Here is a 16493-nt window from a genome sequence, read left to right on the forward strand (position 1 = left end):
AGCAATGGCGTAAGACGTATTGATCTTTCAGGCAGTTAGCGGGCTGCGGGTTGCAGTACTTCCCGGTATAAGGATTGTTCTCTGGAGAGTTTTCCCAGGCAATTCCCCTGATAATTGCGCTGTGTTTCCGTATGAAACACAGGCAACCGACACTCTGCGCCTCTTAAGCGAGCGACAACCGTGAGGTTGGCGACGTGAATAGACACGAGGCCATCGGTTCATACCCCGGAAAGCGTCACCTTGCCCGCAGCTTTGTCGTCAATGTAAGAATAACGAGTAAGTTACGATGAAAAGAATGTTAATCAACGCAACTCAGCAAGAAGAGTTGCGTGTCGCCCTTGTGGATGGGCAGCGCCTGTACGATCTGGATATCGAAAGTCCTGGACACGAACAGAAAAAAGCGAACATTTACAAAGGCAAAATCACCCGCATTGAACCAAGCCTTGAAGCTGCATTTGTCGATTACGGTGCTGAGCGTCACGGTTTCCTTCCTCTCAAAGAAATCGCCCGCGAATATTTTCCTGCAAACTACAACTCCCATGGCCGTCCGAACATTAAAGATGTTCTGCGTGAAGGTCAGGAAGTTATCGTCCAGATCGATAAAGAAGAGCGTGGCAACAAAGGTGCCGCACTGACCACCTTTATCAGTCTGGCAGGAAGCTATCTGGTGTTGATGCCAAACAACCCGCGTGCGGGTGGCATCTCTCGCCGTATCGAAGGTGATGACCGTACAGAGCTGAAAGAAGCGCTGGCAAGTCTTGAGCTGCCAGACGGCATGGGCCTTATCGTGCGCACCGCAGGCGTCGGCAAATCTGCCGAAGCATTGCAGTGGGACCTGAGCTTCCGTCTGAAGCACTGGGAAGCCATCAAGAAAGCGGCTGAAAGCCGTCCTGCTCCGTTCCTGATCCACCAGGAAAGCAACGTCATTGTGCGTGCCTTCCGTGATTATCTGCGTCAGGACATCGGTGAAATTCTGATTGATAACCCGAAAGTGCTTGAGCTGGCTCGCCAGCACATCGCCGCGCTGGGTCGCCCGGATTTCACCAGCAAAATTAAACTGTACACCGGTGAAATCCCGCTGTTCAGCCACTATCAGATTGAATCCCAGATCGAGTCTGCCTTCCAGCGTGAAGTGCGTCTGCCGTCCGGCGGTTCTATCGTTATCGATACCACCGAAGCGCTGACCGCTATCGACATCAACTCCGCGCGTGCAACCCGCGGCGGCGACATCGAAGAGACCGCCTTCAACACCAACCTAGAAGCCGCTGATGAAATCGCCCGCCAGCTCCGCCTGCGCGACCTGGGTGGTCTGATTGTTATCGACTTCATCGACATGACCCCGGTTCGCCACCAGCGTGCGGTTGAAAACCGTCTGCGTGAAGCGGTGCGCCAGGATCGCGCGCGTATCCAGATTAGCCATATCTCGCGCTTCGGCCTGCTGGAAATGTCCCGTCAGCGTCTGAGCCCGTCACTCGGCGAGTCCAGCCATCACGTCTGCCCGCGCTGTTCCGGGACAGGTACCGTGCGTGACAATGAATCGCTCTCCCTCTCTATTCTGCGTCTGATTGAAGAAGAAGCGCTGAAAGAGAACACCAAAGAGGTTCACGCCATTGTTCCGGTGCCGATTGCCTCCTACTTGCTGAACGAAAAACGTGCAGCGGTGAGCGCAATCGAAGCGCGTCAGGGCGGCGTTCGCTGCATCATCGTGCCAAACGACGAGATGCAAACCCCGCACTATCACGTGCTGCGCGTGCGTAAAGGTGAAGAGACAAGCACCCTCAGCTACCTGCTGCCGAAGCTTCATGAAGAAGAAATGGCGCTGCCATCGGATGAAGAGCCTGCCGAGCGTAAACTGCCTGAGCAGCCTGCATTAGCAACCTTCATCATGCCGGAAGCCCCGCCGGAAGCGACGCTGGAAAAACCAGCGGCAAAACCTGCCGTGCAAAAGGCGGCCCCTGCCGCGGCAAAAGCGCAGCCTGAGCAGCCGGGTCTCCTGAGCCGCATCTTCGGCGCGCTGAAAAAAATGTTTGCTGGCGAAGAAGTTCAGCCTGAGCAGCCGAAAGAAGCGCCAAAAGAAGCGAAACCAGAGCGTCAGCAGGACCGTCGTAAGCGTCAGAACAATCGTCGCGATCGTAATGACCGCAACGACCGTAGCGATCGTAACGAGCGCCGTGATAATCGTTCCGAGAACAACGAAGGTCGTGAACAACGCGAGGACAACCGTCGCAACCGTCGCGAGAAGCAACAGCAGAACGTTGAAGATCGTGAGATTCGCCAGCAGGCGGGCGATGAGTCCGAGAAGAGCAAACAGCGTGACGAGCAGCAACCTCGCCGCGAGCGTAACCGTCGTCGTAACGACGAGAAACGCCAGGCCCAGCAGGAAGTCAAAAACCTGAACCGCGAAGCGCCTGTTGAACAGCAGGACACGGAGCAGGAAGAGCGTACTCAGGTTATGCCGCGTCGTAAGCAGCGTCAGCTGACCCAGAAAGTGCGTGTGGGTGCTGTTCAGGCGGAAGAAAACGACGTTATCGCGGTTGAAGCAGCAGAAAGCACAACGGGTACACAGGTTGCGAAAGTTGACCTGCCAGCCGTAGTAGAAAATCAGGTTGAGCAAGACGAAAGCAGCGAAAACCGTGACAACGCAGGTATGCCGCGTCGCTCCCGTCGTTCTCCGCGTCATCTACGCGTGAGCGGTCAGCGTCGTCGTCGTTACCGTGACGAGCGTTACCCAACTCAGTCGCCAATGCCATTGACCGTGGCGTGTGCGTCACCAGAGATGGCATCCGGTAAAGTCTGGATCCGTTATCCGGTTGCTCGCCCGGAGCAGGCTGTTGAAGAACAGACTGTGACCGAAGAGGTGATTGCACCAATAGCAGCGGTGGAAGACGTCGTGACTGAAGCGGCAACCGTGGTTGAACCGCAGGTTGTTGACACAGCGGCACCGCAGGCTGTGGAAGTGGAAACGACCCATCCTGAAGTCATTGCTGCGCCGGTTGATGCCGCTCCGCAGATCATTGCCGAAGAAGATACCGTGGTGGCTGAAGAAGTCGCGGAAGACGCTGAGCCAGTCTCCGCAGCAGAAGAGACCGCAGACGTTGCCGTCGAAACGGTGACTGAAGAGGTTGTTCAGGACGTCGAGATTCAGGTTGAACCTGTTGTCGAAGAGGTCAAAGAGCCTGAAGTGAAATCAGAGCCGATTGAGGTCGTTGCAGCTGTAGCGCCTGCTCACGTTGCTACCGCGCCGATGACTCGCGCCCCGGCACCTGAGTATGTACCTGAAGCGCCACGCCATAGCGACTGGGTTCGTCCGGCATTCAACTTCGAAGGCAAAGGTGCTGCCGGTGGTCACAGTGCAACGCACATGGCTACTGCGCCAGCTACTCGTCCTCAGCCTGTTGAATAACGCACGCTAATACTGAAAGCCGACCTTCGGGTCGGCTTTTTTATGGCTGTTGCAGGGGCTTTCTCATTCCGGTAACCTCCGGCATTATCTGCCGCATCAGCTCCAGAAAACGCCGCAAGCGCGCCGGATAATAACGAGACCAGGGGTAAACCAGATGTACCGGTAGCGCTGCCGGCTGCCACTCTGGCAGTAGATGCACCAGTCGTCCTTCCTGAATATCATCCTGTACTGTCCAGCTGGATACCACCGCAACGCCTAGCCCGGTGAGTGCCGTATTGCGCGCCACATACAGGCTGTCGGTACTCAGGCGTGGCGTAATGGTAACCCGCGTCGGGGCAGATGATGCATCGTGGAAAAGCTCCACATGGCGTTGATAAAAAGAGCTGATGGCAATCCAGGGAAGCTGTTGCAAATCTTCCGGCGTTTTAACCGCGGGATAACGGGCCAGTAATTCCGGTGAAGCCACCACCGAGCGCGGCACTTCAGCCAGCAGCACGGACACGGTTGCCGGATCGACTTCCACACCCACCCGAATAGCACAGTCAAGGTTGTCGCCGAGGAAATCAACCGAGCGATCGTTGAGCATCCACTCAACAGAAAGCTGGGGATAGCGCTGCAAAAATTCGGTTAACGGTTTCAGAAGCTGATCCTGGCCAAACGCGTGCGGGGCGCGCACCCTCAGCACCCCAACCGGTTCATCTTCCGTCTGCCCTACCTCGTCTTCCAGTGCCAGCCAGCTGTCAATCACCCGTCGGGCATGCTGATAGCAGCGTTCGCCGTCATCGGTCAGCCGGGTCGTATGGGTTGTGCGCAGCATCAGGCGTACTCCCAGCATGGTCTCAAGCGACTGCAACCGTCGGCTCACCGTGGCCTGGGTTGTTGCCAGCTGACGTGCTGCCGCAGAAAGAGACCCCGCCTCCACAATGCGAACAAACGTTCGCATCAGTTCTACCCGATCTATACGCTCAGGCCTTTTCATATCATTTCCATCCATACGCTACACGTATAAGCGTTTTACCACCGCGCCCGCTACCGTCGCAAGGCGTACTGATAAAAAATAGCCGCACACGACGAATGAGGAACATCTTATGAACACAACTACCACCCGGGCTGTAAGCCGCTGGGTAATCTTAATGCTGGCGCTCGGTGCGGGCTTTAGCGTGGCATCCATCTATTATGCCCAGCCTCTGCTGCCGCTGATGGGCTCAGACCTGAACCTGAGCATCGAAGGCATGGGCATGGTCCCGACGCTTACCCAGGCGGGTTATGCCTTAGGTATCCTGTTTCTGCTGCCGCTCGGCGATCGTCATGATCGCAGAACGCTGATCCTGATAAAAAGTGCGGCTCTGGCGCTGTTCCTGCTGGGTTGTAGCCTGACCGGACAACTGCACTCCCTGCTGCTCACCAGCCTGCTGATTGGCATGGCCGCCACCATGGCGCAGGATATTGTCCCGGCCGCAGCGATCCTCGCACCGGAAGGCAAACAGGGAAAAACGGTCGGCACGGTGATGACCGGCCTGCTGCTGGGGATTTTGCTCTCCAGAACCGTGAGCGGCGTGGTGGGTGAAGCCTTTGGCTGGCGGGTGATGTATCAGCTGGCCGCCGCAAGTATTGCCTTTGTCGGCGTGGTCATGTGGGCCGTGCTTCCCCGCTTCGCCGTTCACTCCACGCTGAGCTACCCGGCGCTGATGCGCTCCATGGAACACCTCTGGCGCCGCTACCCGGCGCTGCGTCGGGCCGCGCTGGCCCAGGGTTTTCTGTCGATTGCCTTTAGCGCATTCTGGTCAACGCTGGCGGTCATGCTGCTGGAACGGTATCACCTTGGCAGCGCTGTGGCGGGTGGATTTGGTATTGCCGGAGCCGCTGGCGCGCTGGCCGCACCGCTGGCAGGTGGTCTGGCAGATAAGCTGGGCGCCGGTAAAGTCACCCAACTGGGTGCCGCGCTGGTGACCCTCTCGTTTGCCCTGATGTTCCTGATGCCGGCACTGGGTATACACGGTCAATTGATCCTGATTGCCCTCTCCGCGGTCGGTTTCGATCTCGGCTTGCAGTCCAGCCTCGTGGCCCACCAGAATCTGGTCTACAGCCTTGAGCCGCAGGCCCGCGGACGCCTGAACGCCCTGCTGTTTACCGTCATTTTCATCGGAATGGCGCTGGGTTCGGCATTAGGCAGCAATATCTACACGCTGGCAGGCTGGTCTGGCGTGGTGGCTCTGGCAACCCTGTGTGGTGCCATTGCGCTGGCTATCAGAGTGATTGAAAGCGCCCGGGTGCTGTCCGCACAGGCAGAAAGTGTTTAAAAAAAAATGCCCAACCCGGACGGGTTGGGCAGTCAAAACATGCCCAGTTTCAAGACATGTTAAACAGGTCAGAGTCTTATCTGTTCATCTGGAACAAAGACATACCCTGCATATCGCTAAAGGCTTTATACGAGGCCTGCAACGCCGCCTGCTGCATGGTGTAGGACGAAATCACCGAGTTCCAGTCCACGTCAACCAGGTTACTCATCTGCTGGGTCTGACCCAGCGCGCGGTCTTCACCCAGAGCGTCCAGCTTGCCCAGCTCATCCAGCTTGATGCCGAGGTCGGCGCGCACGGTCAGCACGTTGTTGAGGGAGTTGCTCAGGCCACGGTTGGCTTTATCAATAGCCGCCGTAAACGCCTCGGCTTTCGTTTCATCCTCCCCAATCGGCGTATTCAGCGCTTCAATTGCGGAGTCGAGGATCTTGAACAAATTCGTTTCCGGTTTACTACCATCTGGCTCTGGCTTCGCATTGCTGGTGAAGCTATCGAAAACTTCAGTGCCCGTATGGCTGATTTGCATCGTGCGCGCGGAGTCAACCTGCTGGCTGATTGGCGTTCCGCCGCCCTTATAATCACCCGTAGTCTGGTCGAAAGCCGCCGCTTCGGTCTTGTAACCGGAAAAAATATAGCGGCCGTTACCGTCCGTGCTGTTAGCCAGGTTCATGAGCTGATCGCGAATACCTTGCAGGTTCGTGGCCAGCGAAGCGCGGTCATCGTCACTTAACGTACCGTTGCCCGCATTGACAATCTTTTCCTGAGCAGCCTGGATAGCGGTTGTCACTTGCGATAACACGTTCTCTTCCAGCGAGACTTTCGTCGTAGCGAAGGAGCGCGCCAGCGCATACTGACTGTTTTGCGTTTGAGCCTGAGAGAGCACAACGGCCTGCGAGGCGGCAATCGGATCGTCAGATGGACGGTTGATGCGCTTCCCCGTAGACATCTGCTCGCCGTAGCTGAGCCAGAGACTTTGTGAGTTCGTCACGCCGCGCATGCTTTGCTCATACATCATTTGAGTACTAATACGCATTTTTTATGCCTCAGCCTTAGCGGATATTGATCAATGCATCAAACAGCGTGCTCGCCGTTTGCAGCACCTGCGCATTCGCCAGATAGTACTGCTGATAGCGTTGCAGGTTGCCATACTCTTCATCCAGGTTAACCCCGGAGATTGACTGCTGTTGTTTGGTCAGCTGCGTCACCACGTTAACTTTGGTTTCGCTGCTGGTTTTCAGCGACGCCGTGGTGCTGCCCACCGTACTGACCAGCGCGGCATAAGCATCGTTAAAGGTTTTGTTCCCCCCCACCAGCTTAGCGCTCTGCAAATCCAGCAGCTTCTGGCCATTGGTATTGTCACTTTCGCCGCTTCCTTGCGCGGAGGCCATCGCCAGTTTGGATTCGTCGCTGATCGCAACGTCCATATTCACAATGACGTCATTCACCGGTTTGACGATGAAACTGTCTTTATTATTGGCTGAGCCGCTAATCTTAACGTTAAGACCATCAAACGAAAGATTACCGCTGGCGTCAGGCTTGGCCGTGAAGCTGGTGTTGTCCGACAGACGCGTGATTGTCCAGTCAGTACCGTTATACTCAACTTTGTAATTTGTCGCCTGGACCTTGGTACTGTCCGTCATCGTTGCCGTAACGGACGCGCTTCCGGTGTTTTTGCCGTTACTCAGCACTGCCGGGGAGCCAAAATCAAACAGCTTGCCGCCTTTATCTCCGTTGGCGTCAAAGCCCGCCTGGTGCTGGGTATTCATGGCATCCGCAAACGCCAGCGCCATCTGGTTGAGGGTGTTTCGCGCCTGATCCAGATCCTGAGAACGGAACGTTAACAGCCCTCCAAGCGACCCCGTGGTGATCTGTTTTTCTGAGATCTCCACGTTGCCTGCTGCGGCATCCACATACGCAATCGTTGTACGCGCTGGGTCCGCACTGGATTTCACCGCCGCCAGCTGACTTGCGTTGCTGCCCTGTACCAGGGTGTAACCGTTGGCGATAGAGATGTTATACGTGCCGCTGTCCTGTACGGTAACGTCCACACCGACAATCTTGTTCAGTTCACTCACCAGCTGATCGCGCTGATCGAGCAGTTCGTTCGGGGATGCGCCCGCCCCTACGCCAGTCAGCCGGGAGATCTGATCGTTAAGGTTAGCAATCTGCTTCGCATAGTTATTGATCTGATCGACGCTGGTAGAAATCGCCGTATTGACCTGCGCATCCTGATCGCGGAGATATTGATCGTTGGTTTTAAACTGGTTTACCAGACCATCCGCCTTACCGAGCACCGTCTGGCGTGCAGCCGGATCTTCTGCGTTACTCACCAGCGTTTGCAGGCTTTTAAAGAAATCCTGGAGGTTGGCAGAAAGCGAGTTCGTGGTATCCGACAGCACGTCGTCAATTTTTGACATCTGCTGGTAGCGCGTGGTCAGCCCACTGCTCTGGTTCTGCGCCGCACGCAGCTGGTTGGTGATAAACGCATCATATTCACGCTGAACGCCGGAGACATAGACCCCGTTACCCACCCAGCCACCACCGGCCAGGGTGCTGTTTGATGCCCCCAAAATGGTGGTCTGGCGGGTATAACCTGCCACGTTGTAGCTTGAAATATTATTACTGACGGTATTGAGTGCCGACTGCGCAGCACTGAGGCCACTCATGGCGCTGTTAATCAAACTGGACATGGGGGTTCCTTTTATACGTTCAGACACGAGTCCTGATGAAGGTTATCGGCAACCTCCTCCGGGACTTGAGAACTTTCAGAACAGATTTTCGAGATCTGTGCTATATGCTTTGCTGACCTTCTCAGACATGGATTTCAGCTGCTGGATCATGCTGGTCAGCTTGCGTGCATAGTTTGGATCGGTCGCGTAGCCGGCATTCTGCAATGCCTGAGCGCCCTGCTCTGGCGTGGCGGCCTGGGTCACCGCAGTGTAGCGCGGGTTCCGGCTCAGCAGCCCGACATAATCCGACAACGCTTCCAGATACGAGCTGTAGACGCGGAATTTGGCTTTCACCTTCACTGCCGCACCGTTTTCATATTCGGTGGTGGTGATTTCCGTGGTCGGCCCTTTCCAGCTGGAGGTGGCCTTCACGCCAAAGATGTTGAAGCTCGGCTCGCCGTTCTCCCTGCGGATCTGACGTTGCCCCCAGCCCGACTCCAGCGCCGCCTGCGCCAGAATCAGATGGTGCGGCACGCCGCTCTCTTCACTGGCAAGACGCGCCGGCAGGGAGAGCTGCGCCAGGAAGTCTTTGCTGTCGCCGGAGAGCGGCTCGTCACGCGTTTCTGCCGGCTTCGGCATCGCCTTACGCACCATCTGCGTTAGCGCCTGATTTTGATAACTGGTCACCTTTTCCAGATCAAACTTCAGCGGCACCTGCGGCGGGGCCTCTTCAGGCGGGAGTCCCTGAGCGGCTGCGGTCTGCTTCACGATCATGTCCGCCAGGCCGAGTCCCTTTCCGGCGGTCATTTGCTGGGCAATCTGCTGATCGTACATGCTGGTGTAAAGCCGCGTGGAATCACTGCTGAACATGCCGTCTTTCGGCAGAGTTTCACGCATGCTTTTCAACATCATCTGCACGAACATGCCTTCCACCTGACGGGCAACCGGGCGGATATTCGCCGCCGGATCCTTGCCCGCTTTGGTTTTCAGCTCGTTGAGCGACTGGGCATCCCAGGCGGCACTGGTCAACAGTTTGCTATCGGTCAGCATTTAGATGATTTCCAGTTTAGCGCGCAGGCAGCCTGCACTTTGCATGGATTGCAGAATGGACATCAGATCCATTGGCGTTGCACCCAGCGCATTCAAGGCACGCACCACGCTGTTCAGGTTGGCGCTGGAGCGCACGCTCTGCAACGAACCGCCGCTCTGTCGTAAATCAATCTGCGTTTGCGGGGTCACTACCGTCTGACCGCCACCAAACGGGGTATCCGGCTGGCTGACGTTGGCCGAGCGGTTAACCGTGACGGAGAGATTGCCCTGCGCCACGGCGCAGCTGTCCAGCGTCACTTCGCGGTTCATCACCACCGAGCCGGTTCGGGAGTTGATAATGACTTTCGCATCCTGAACCGGCACGTTCACTTCCATATTCTGGATATCGGCCAGCATTCGCACCTGGTTGCTGCTGCCGGTTGACGTGCGGATCTGCACGGTGCGGGCATCCAGCGCGGTGGCGCTGCCGTAGCCCCGGCTGCGGTTGATGGTGTCAGCGATCTGCTGCGCCATCGTAAAGTCTTCGTTATTCAGTTGCAGGTTAATGGTGTTGCCGGTGCCGAACTGGGTCGGCAGCTCACGTTCGATGATCGCGCCGTTGGTAATACGTCCCCCGTTCAGCTGGTTCACCTGCACGCTGCTGCCGCCCGCCGACGCACCTGCTCCGCCAACCAGAATGTTGCCCTGCGCCAGAGCATACACCTGGCTGTCGACGCCTTTCAGCGGCGTCATCAGCAACGTACCGCCACGCAGGCTTTTGGCATTACCCATCGACGAGACAACCACGTCGATGGTCTGCCCCTGACGCGCAAAGGCCGGATAAGACGCGGTCACCATCACGGCCGCCACGTTTTTCAGCTGCATGTTGGTCCCGGCCGGTACGGTAATACCGAGCTGCGAGAGCATGTTGTTCAGGCTCTGGGTGGTGAACGGCGTCTGGGTCGTCTGGTCACCCGTCCCATCCAGCCCCACCACCAGGCCATAGCCAATCAGGGAGTTTTCGCGCACGCCCTGCACGCTGGTGAGATCGCGTATGCGATCGGCCTGCGCAACGGTGGCGACCAACGACAGCGCCACGGCGAAGAGAAATTTATACATAGGTCACCTCGCTTACATCGGCGATAGATTAAGGAAGAAGCGTTGCAGCCAGCCCATATTTTGCGCTTCGTTGATGTAGCCGTTGCCGACGTACTCAATGCGCGCATCCGCCACCTGGGTGGACGGTACGGTGTTGGTGCCGCTGATAGTGCGAGGGTTAACCACACCGGAGAAGCGAATAAATTCCGTACCCTGGTTAATGGCGATCTGTTTTTCGCCCACCACGTGCAGGTTGCCGTTCACCAGAACCTGGTCAACCGTTACCGTCAGCGTTCCGCTGAAGGTATTGCTGGCGTTCGCGCCACCTTTACCGTTAAAGGTGTTGCCGCCGGAGGCTTCCACATCCGCACGGGCGTTGCCGAACAGCCCTTGCAGATAGCGCGGTACGGTGTCGAAGCCAAAATTGGTTTTGCCGTCGCGGCTGGCGTTCGCCGACGAGCTCTTGCTCGCGCTGACGTTTTCCTGCAACACAATGGTCAGCGTATCGCCGACGTTACGCGGACGACGGTCTTCAAACAGCGGCTGATAACCGTAGTTAATCGGCTGCGCGGTCTGGAAAATAGAACCGTTCACCACCGGCGCGGGGCCGGGAACGGGTTGGGCGGTAGTCGCACCCTGTACCAATGGTTTAGACGGGATCCAGGCACACCCGCTGAGGGTGACGGCCAGAACAGTCAGGATCGGATAACGAAACGCCGCGTTTTTTTGCATTGCCTTCATCTTCGAAAACAGGGAGCCGGTGCGACGTTTACCGCACCGGGCTACACCTTAGAGTTGCGTCAGTTTTTGCAGCATCTGGTCGGTCGTCGACACTGCTTTACTGTTAATTTCATAGGCGCGCTGGACCTGGATCATATTCACCAGCTCTTCCGCCACGTTAACGTTCGAGGTTTCCACATACCCCTGATACAGCAGCCCCGCCCCGTTCAGGCCCGGGGTACTTTCATTTGGCGTGCCGGAAGACTGCGTTTCGGTGTAGAGGTTCTCACCGATGCTTTCCAGCCCGGTATCGTTCATGAAGGTCGTCAGATTGAGCTGTCCAACCTGGACCGGCGCGGCCTGACCTTGCTGAGTGACGCTGACGATACCGTCACGACCAATGGTGATACTCAGCGCGTTCGCCGGGATGGTGATCGCAGGTTGAACCTGGAAGCCGCCCGCTGTCACCAGCTGACCATTCTGATCCACCTGGAACGAACCATCGCGGGTATAGGCGGAGGTCCCGTCAGGCAGCTGCACCTGGAAGAAACCCTGACCTTTGATGGCAACGTCTTTACTGTTGTTGGTCTGGGACAGGTTGCCCTGGCTGTGCAGACGCTCGGTGGCAACCGGGCGCACGCCGGTACCAATTTGCAGACCGGACGGCAGCGTGGTTTGCTCAGAAGACTGCGCCCCTGGCTGACGAATCGTTTGATAAAGCAAATCTTCGAAAACCGCACGCTGGCGCTTGAAACCATTGGTGCTGACGTTTGCCAGGTTGTTGGCAATCACATCCATATTGGTTTGCTGTGCGTCCAGACCGGTTTTCGCGATCCATAAAGAACTGATCATAGGGAGTCCTGTTAACTCATAGCCAGAAGTTGGTTAGCCTTGCCTGCGTTTTCATCGACGCTGCTGATAATTTTCATCTGCATTTCGAAGCGGCGGGCGCTGGCGATCATGTCGGTCATGGCTTCTACCGGTTTGACGTTACTGCCTTCCAGCACGCCGGACATCACGCGGATGGTCGGGTCGGCCTGTAACGTGGCGCCACGCGTGGCCTGCGCCGCCTGGGTCAGACGGAACATCCCGTCATCGCCACGCTGCACTTCGTTGCCTTCCGCTTTCACCAGCTTCAGACGACCGACAGGCGCAACGGTGTTAGCCGGGTCGCCCGGATTTAACGCCGAAATCGTCCCGTCTGCCGCAATGGTCAGCTCTGACCCTTCCGGCACCGTCAACGGACCGGCTTCGCCCATCACCGGATGCCCCTGAATCGTCAGCTGCCCGGTGGCGCTCACCTGGATATTACCGTTGCGGGTATACCCTTCCCCGCCGTCAGCCGTTTGCACCGCCAGCCAGCCGTCCTGCTGAAGGGCAACGTCCAGCGGACGCGCGGTGTAATCCATCTGGCCTGGCGTCATGTCGGCGCCCGGCGTGGAAGCGGTGACCAGCGTACGCGTGGGCAATGACAGCCCTTCTACCGGCACCGCACGCAGCGCGTTGAGCTGCGCACGAAAACCTGGCGTGGAGGCGTTCGCCAGGTTGCTGGCGGTAACAGCCTGCTGATTGAGCGTCTGGCTTGCTGCGCCCATCGCTGTATATATTGCGTGATCCATTGCGCTTTCCCGTCAGCTGCTTAACGCAGGTTAACCAGCGTGTTAAGGATCTGATCCTGGGTTTTGATGGTCTGCGCGTTGGACTGGTAGTTACGTTGCGCGACGATCATGTTCACCAGCTCTTTACTCAGATCGACGTTAGAGGCTTCCAGCGCGCCGTTGGTCAGCGTGCCGAAGTTACCGGAACCCGCAGTACCCAGCAGGGCAACACCGGAAGACTGCGTGGCAGACCAGACGTTGTCCCCTTCGGATTTCAGGCCTTCGTTGTTGGCGAAGTTTGCCAGCACGATCTGGCCCAGCACCTGGGTCTGTTCGTTCGAATAGTTACCGACAACGGTACCGTCATCGTTGATCTGGTAGCTCACCAGATCGCCCGGCTTATAACCGTTCTGGCTCGTCGCCACGATGTTGTTCGCACCGGTATTCTGTTGCATGGAGTTGGCGAAACTCATGTCAAACGTGGCTGGCGTCGCGCCCGGAACGGTGCCCGTTGTGATCTTGATATCATCGCCACCCGTCAGCACGCCGCTCGCGTTAAAGGTCAGCGTGGTTGCCAGTTTCGCGGCATCTCCTGCTACGCTGCCGTCCTGGGAATACACCTTCCAGGAGTTAGCTGGCGTCGCGTTTTTGACATAGAACAGGTTCATGTTGTGCGCATTACCCTGGCTGTCAAACACCGTCACGGTGCCTTTCTTGTTGTAAGAGTCAGGGTTGGCCGGGTCGAAGGCGACGGTTGGTGCGGTATCGGTGGAGTTCAGGTTGATCTGCTGAGAGGCCGTGGTGGTGGACTTCGCCGCCATCAGCGTCGTTGGGATGGAGATAGCCTGCGGATTCGCACCGGTTTGCACCGTAGGTGGCGTGCCGGCAACCGGATAACCGGTTAACTGAAGCCCCTGCATGTTCACCAGGTTACGGTTTTCATCCAGCTTGAACTGGCCGTTGCGGCTGTAGAATACGGAACCGTTGGCATCCACCATACGGAAGAAACCGTTCTGGCTGATGGCGACGTCCAGACCGCGACCGGTGTTGGTGGTCGTCCCGTCGGTGAAGTCCTGGGTGATACCCGCCACCTTCACGCCCAGGCCCACTTTAGAGCCTGCAAACATATCTGCAAAAGACGCAGAACCGGATTTAAAACCATAGGTCGCGGAGTTGGCGATGTTGTTGCCAATGACGTCCAGGTTGGTGGCCGCAGCATTCAGGCCGCTGACCGCTTGAGAAAAGGCCATGACTTACTCCTGATAAGTATGAAGGCTTAGATAATCTGCCGAACTTCGTCGAGTGTGGTGGTACCGGAGGTACCCAAATCCAGTTTGTTACCATCGCTACCTTTGATGACGCCCTGAACCAGGGCAAACTGTAGCGGCTGAGCCACCAGCTGAGTGGTGCCGTTGCTGGCGCTAATCGCAACCTGATACGAGCCGTTAGGCGCTTTAGTGCCGTCGGTCAGGCTGCCATCCCAGGTAAAGGTATGAACGCCCGCTTTAAGCTCGCCAATCTCAATCGTGCGCACCACGTTGCCGCTGGCGTCTTTGATTGTGGCGGTGACTTTGTCGGCCGGCTGCTGCAACTCAACGCCAAACGGCGTCGTGGTGGTGGTGGACGTGCCATCGGTGGTGCTGGTGCCCGCCAGAATCGTGGTCCCCGGGATCATCACCCCGTGCCCGATCAGGTTGGCGGCCTGCAAGGACTGGCTATTATCGATTTGACCGGAGACCGAGCCGAGCGTGGTGTTCAGTTTCTCAATGCCGCTGACGGTACTGATCTGCGCAAGCTGCGTGGTCAGTTCGTTGTTCTGCATCGGATTGGTCGGGTCCTGATTTTTCAGCTGCGCCACCAGCAGGGTCAGGAAGCTGCTCTGTAAATCGGAGGCATTGCTCCCGGTGAGAGAGCTGGAACCGGTCGCACTGCTGGTGCTATTGACGCCGGTATTTGTCGGGTCATTCACGTTTACGGCGATGGACATGCGTGTCTCCTTTACTGGCCGAGAGTGAGTGTTTTGAGCATCATGCTCTTCACGGTATTAAGCACTTCGACGTTTGCCTGGTAGCTGCGCGACGCGGACATGGAGTTCACCATCTCCCCGACCACATCCACGTTCGGCATTTTCACGTAGCCGCTGGCATCCGCGAGCGGGTTGCCTGGCTCGTAAACCAGCTTGTCGGGTGCCTGGCTCTCAACCACGTCCGCCACTTTTACGCCGCCCGTTGCCGCACCCGGTGCAGCATCAACCTGGAAGACAACCTGTTTAGCGCGATACGGTTGCCCGTCAGGGCCGGTCACGCTGTCGGCGTTGGCCAGGTTACTGGCGGCCACGTTCAGTCGTTTAGACTGCGCCGTTAATGCCGAACCGGCGATATCAAAAATATTCAGCAAGGCCATTTACTAATTGCCCCCCTGTAGGACGGTCATCATGCCTTTAATTTGCCCGCCGAGTAGCGTCAGGCCTGTCTGGTATTGCAGGCTGTTATCGGCAAACTGTGTGCGCTCCCGGTCCATGTCGACGGTGTTACCATCAAGCGAGGGCTGATCGGGAATACGGTAAAGCAGGTCGGTCGTTGGTGCGGTCATCGCCTGAGCGGGAATATGACGTGAGGATGTCAGGGCCAGTGAGACACCCGTTCCTTCGGCACGTCCACGCTCCATCACTTTTTTGAGTTCACTGGAAAAATCAATATCGCGCGCCTGATACCCGGGGGTATCCGCGTTGGCGATATTGGCGGCTAAAATCTCCTGCCGCTGGGCGCGTAAATTGAGCGCTTCCTGCTGAAAACGTAACGCGGCGTCGAGTTTATCGAGCATGTCTCCTCCGCTGATGAGAAAATTTCAGTTCACAGCTTAAATCTCAAGGCGTCTCCCTTATCGACGGAATAAGCGCAAAATGCGTCGCTATTTGTTGCGTTGATGGAAAACCACTGCGGGTAGAATTTGCTTAATTCTGGACATGGTGGAACGTGCGATGCGGACTTTTAAACGTGGCCTGGCGGCGACCCTGTTGCTTTTGAGCCCTCTGTTGCAGGCGGAGGGGTTAGAGGACCAGCTCAATGCATTCTTTGCGCAGAAGCTGGCCGGTTTCAGCGATGACGTACGCGTGACCGTGCGCACCCCGCCTAACCTTTACCCTTCCTGCGAAGCCCCGTCATTTAGCGTGACCGGCAGCACAAAGTTATGGGGTAACGTGAACGTGCTGGCGCGTTGCGCCAATGAAAAACGGTATTTACAGGTTGCGGTACAGGCGACGGGCAATTATGTTGTCGCCGCCGTTCCGATTCCGCGAGGCAGCCTGCTGCAACCTGACAGCGTAACGCTGAAGCGAGGCCGTCTGGATCAGCTTCCACCGCGGACGATGCTGGACATTAACCAGGCTCAGGAGGCGGTCAGCCTGCGCGATGTCGCCCCTGGACAGGCGATACAGCTATCCATGCTGCGCCAGGCATGGCGGGTGAAAGCGGGACAACAGGTGATGGTGGTCGCCAATGGCGAAGGCTTTAGTATCAACAGCGAAGGAAAAGCGCTGAATAATGCCGCAGTGGCGCAAAATGCCCGGGTCAGAATGTCCTCAGGCCAGGTGGTCAGCGGCACGGTCGGTCCTGATGGGAATATTCTGATTAACCTGTAATCTTTTTAAAGATTTCGCGGCGACTGCCGATAAATATTC

General features: G+C 57.1%; 15 protein-coding genes. 3 read left to right on the top strand and 12 right to left on the bottom strand.

Features of this window, described 5'->3' with window-relative positions; translation table 11 throughout:
• Nucleotides 1–286: 286 nt before the first annotated feature.
• Entirely contained in the window at nucleotides 287–3403 is a 3117-nt protein-coding gene (gene rne, locus AM329_RS08615) for a ribonuclease E (protein ID WP_032609000.1), read from the top strand.
• Between the two features lie 40 nt (nucleotides 3404–3443).
• On the opposite strand, the gene AM329_RS08620 is transcribed toward rne, so the two are convergent.
• The gene (locus tag AM329_RS08620) at nucleotides 3444–4382 is read right to left on the bottom strand and encodes a LysR family transcriptional regulator (RefSeq protein WP_086598422.1); all 939 of its coding nucleotides are present in this window, start codon (nucleotides 4380–4382) and stop codon (nucleotides 3444–3446) included.
• Nucleotides 4383–4491: 109 nt separating this feature from the next.
• On the opposite strand from AM329_RS08620, the gene AM329_RS08625 reads away from it, so the two are divergent.
• Nucleotides 4492–5703, top strand: a complete 1212-nt coding sequence (locus tag AM329_RS08625; RefSeq protein ID WP_003857976.1) for an MFS transporter — start codon at nucleotides 4492–4494, stop codon at nucleotides 5701–5703.
• A gap of 76 nt (nucleotides 5704–5779) precedes the next feature.
• Here AM329_RS08625 and flgL read toward each other — a convergent pair whose 3' ends face one another.
• From flgL to flgB, 11 genes are all read right to left on the bottom strand, one after another.
• A complete protein-coding gene (gene flgL, locus AM329_RS08630; protein ID WP_003857977.1) occupies nucleotides 5780–6733 on the bottom strand; it encodes a flagellar hook-associated protein FlgL in 954 nt (317 codons plus the stop codon).
• A 16-nt stretch (nucleotides 6734–6749) separates the two neighbouring features.
• A complete protein-coding gene (gene flgK / locus AM329_RS08635; protein WP_032608998.1) occupies nucleotides 6750–8390 on the bottom strand; it encodes a flagellar hook-associated protein FlgK in 1641 nt (546 codons plus the stop codon).
• A 75-nt stretch (nucleotides 8391–8465) separates the two neighbouring features.
• Nucleotides 8466–9419, bottom strand: a complete 954-nt coding sequence (gene flgJ / locus AM329_RS08640; RefSeq protein WP_017384732.1) for a flagellar assembly peptidoglycan hydrolase FlgJ — start codon at nucleotides 9417–9419, stop codon at nucleotides 8466–8468.
• Complete coding sequence (locus AM329_RS08645) at nucleotides 9420–10517, bottom strand: flagellar basal body P-ring protein FlgI (RefSeq protein ID WP_003857984.1); 1098 nt, start codon at nucleotides 10515–10517, stop codon at nucleotides 9420–9422.
• 12 nt (nucleotides 10518–10529) lie between these two features.
• A complete protein-coding gene (gene flgH / locus AM329_RS08650; RefSeq protein ID WP_003857987.1) occupies nucleotides 10530–11228 on the bottom strand; it encodes a flagellar basal body L-ring protein FlgH in 699 nt (232 codons plus the stop codon).
• 57 nt (nucleotides 11229–11285) lie between these two features.
• Nucleotides 11286–12068 carry a flagellar basal-body rod protein FlgG gene (gene flgG / locus AM329_RS08655; RefSeq protein ID WP_000625853.1) on the bottom strand — a complete coding sequence of 261 codons (783 nt, stop codon included), beginning with the start codon at nucleotides 12066–12068 and terminating at the stop codon, nucleotides 11286–11288.
• 11 nt (nucleotides 12069–12079) lie between these two features.
• Complete coding sequence (locus tag AM329_RS08660; RefSeq protein ID WP_003857990.1) at nucleotides 12080–12835, bottom strand: flagellar basal body rod protein FlgF; 756 nt, start codon at nucleotides 12833–12835, stop codon at nucleotides 12080–12082.
• 20 nt (nucleotides 12836–12855) lie between these two features.
• Nucleotides 12856–14064, bottom strand: a complete 1209-nt coding sequence (gene flgE, locus AM329_RS08665) for a flagellar hook protein FlgE (RefSeq protein ID WP_003857992.1) — start codon at nucleotides 14062–14064, stop codon at nucleotides 12856–12858.
• Nucleotides 14065–14090: 26 nt separating this feature from the next.
• The gene (flgD, locus tag AM329_RS08670) at nucleotides 14091–14801 is read right to left on the bottom strand and encodes a flagellar hook assembly protein FlgD (RefSeq protein ID WP_003857994.1); all 711 of its coding nucleotides are present in this window, start codon (nucleotides 14799–14801) and stop codon (nucleotides 14091–14093) included.
• Nucleotides 14802–14812: 11 nt separating this feature from the next.
• A complete protein-coding gene (gene flgC, locus AM329_RS08675) occupies nucleotides 14813–15217 on the bottom strand; it encodes a flagellar basal body rod protein FlgC (RefSeq protein WP_003857997.1) in 405 nt (134 codons plus the stop codon).
• 3 nt (nucleotides 15218–15220) lie between these two features.
• Nucleotides 15221–15637, bottom strand: coding sequence for a flagellar basal body rod protein FlgB (gene flgB / locus AM329_RS08680; protein WP_003857999.1), 417 nt, complete (start codon nucleotides 15635–15637; stop codon nucleotides 15221–15223).
• 157 nt (nucleotides 15638–15794) lie between these two features.
• On the opposite strand from flgB, the gene flgA reads away from it, so the two are divergent.
• A complete protein-coding gene (gene flgA, locus AM329_RS08685; RefSeq protein WP_032610198.1) occupies nucleotides 15795–16454 on the top strand; it encodes a flagellar basal body P-ring formation chaperone FlgA in 660 nt (219 codons plus the stop codon).
• The last annotated feature ends 39 nt before the right edge of the window (nucleotides 16455–16493 follow it).

Origin of the sequence: Enterobacter cloacae complex sp. AR_0002 (assembly GCF_001922365.1) — a bacterium.
Classification (GTDB): domain Bacteria; phylum Pseudomonadota; class Gammaproteobacteria; order Enterobacterales; family Enterobacteriaceae; genus Enterobacter; species Enterobacter hormaechei_C.

What these genes read in the sequence shown, in the direction of transcription:
- rne (WP_032609000.1), top strand. Translation starts at nt 287, where the DNA reads ATGAAAAGAATGTTAATCAACGCAACTCAGCAAGAAGAGTTGCGTGTC.
- AM329_RS08620 (WP_086598422.1), bottom strand. Translation starts at nt 4,382, where the DNA reads ATGAAAAGGCCTGAGCGTATAGATCGGGTAGAACTGATGCGAACGTTT.
- AM329_RS08625 (WP_003857976.1), top strand. Translation starts at nt 4,492, where the DNA reads ATGAACACAACTACCACCCGGGCTGTAAGCCGCTGGGTAATCTTAATG.
- flgL (WP_003857977.1), bottom strand. Translation starts at nt 6,733, where the DNA reads ATGCGTATTAGTACTCAAATGATGTATGAGCAAAGCATGCGCGGCGTG.
- flgK (WP_032608998.1), bottom strand. Translation starts at nt 8,390, where the DNA reads ATGTCCAGTTTGATTAACAGCGCCATGAGTGGCCTCAGTGCTGCGCAG.
- flgJ (WP_017384732.1), bottom strand. Translation starts at nt 9,419, where the DNA reads ATGCTGACCGATAGCAAACTGTTGACCAGTGCCGCCTGGGATGCCCAG.
- AM329_RS08645 (WP_003857984.1), bottom strand. Translation starts at nt 10,517, where the DNA reads ATGTATAAATTTCTCTTCGCCGTGGCGCTGTCGTTGGTCGCCACCGTT.
- flgH (WP_003857987.1), bottom strand. Translation starts at nt 11,228, where the DNA reads ATGCAAAAAAACGCGGCGTTTCGTTATCCGATCCTGACTGTTCTGGCC.
- flgG (WP_000625853.1), bottom strand. Translation starts at nt 12,068, where the DNA reads ATGATCAGTTCTTTATGGATCGCGAAAACCGGTCTGGACGCACAGCAA.
- AM329_RS08660 (WP_003857990.1), bottom strand. Translation starts at nt 12,835, where the DNA reads ATGGATCACGCAATATATACAGCGATGGGCGCAGCAAGCCAGACGCTC.
- flgE (WP_003857992.1), bottom strand. Translation starts at nt 14,064, where the DNA reads ATGGCCTTTTCTCAAGCGGTCAGCGGCCTGAATGCTGCGGCCACCAAC.
- flgD (WP_003857994.1), bottom strand. Translation starts at nt 14,801, where the DNA reads ATGTCCATCGCCGTAAACGTGAATGACCCGACAAATACCGGCGTCAAT.
- flgC (WP_003857997.1), bottom strand. Translation starts at nt 15,217, where the DNA reads ATGGCCTTGCTGAATATTTTTGATATCGCCGGTTCGGCATTAACGGCG.
- flgB (WP_003857999.1), bottom strand. Translation starts at nt 15,637, where the DNA reads ATGCTCGATAAACTCGACGCCGCGTTACGTTTTCAGCAGGAAGCGCTC.
- flgA (WP_032610198.1), top strand. Translation starts at nt 15,795, where the DNA reads ATGCGGACTTTTAAACGTGGCCTGGCGGCGACCCTGTTGCTTTTGAGC.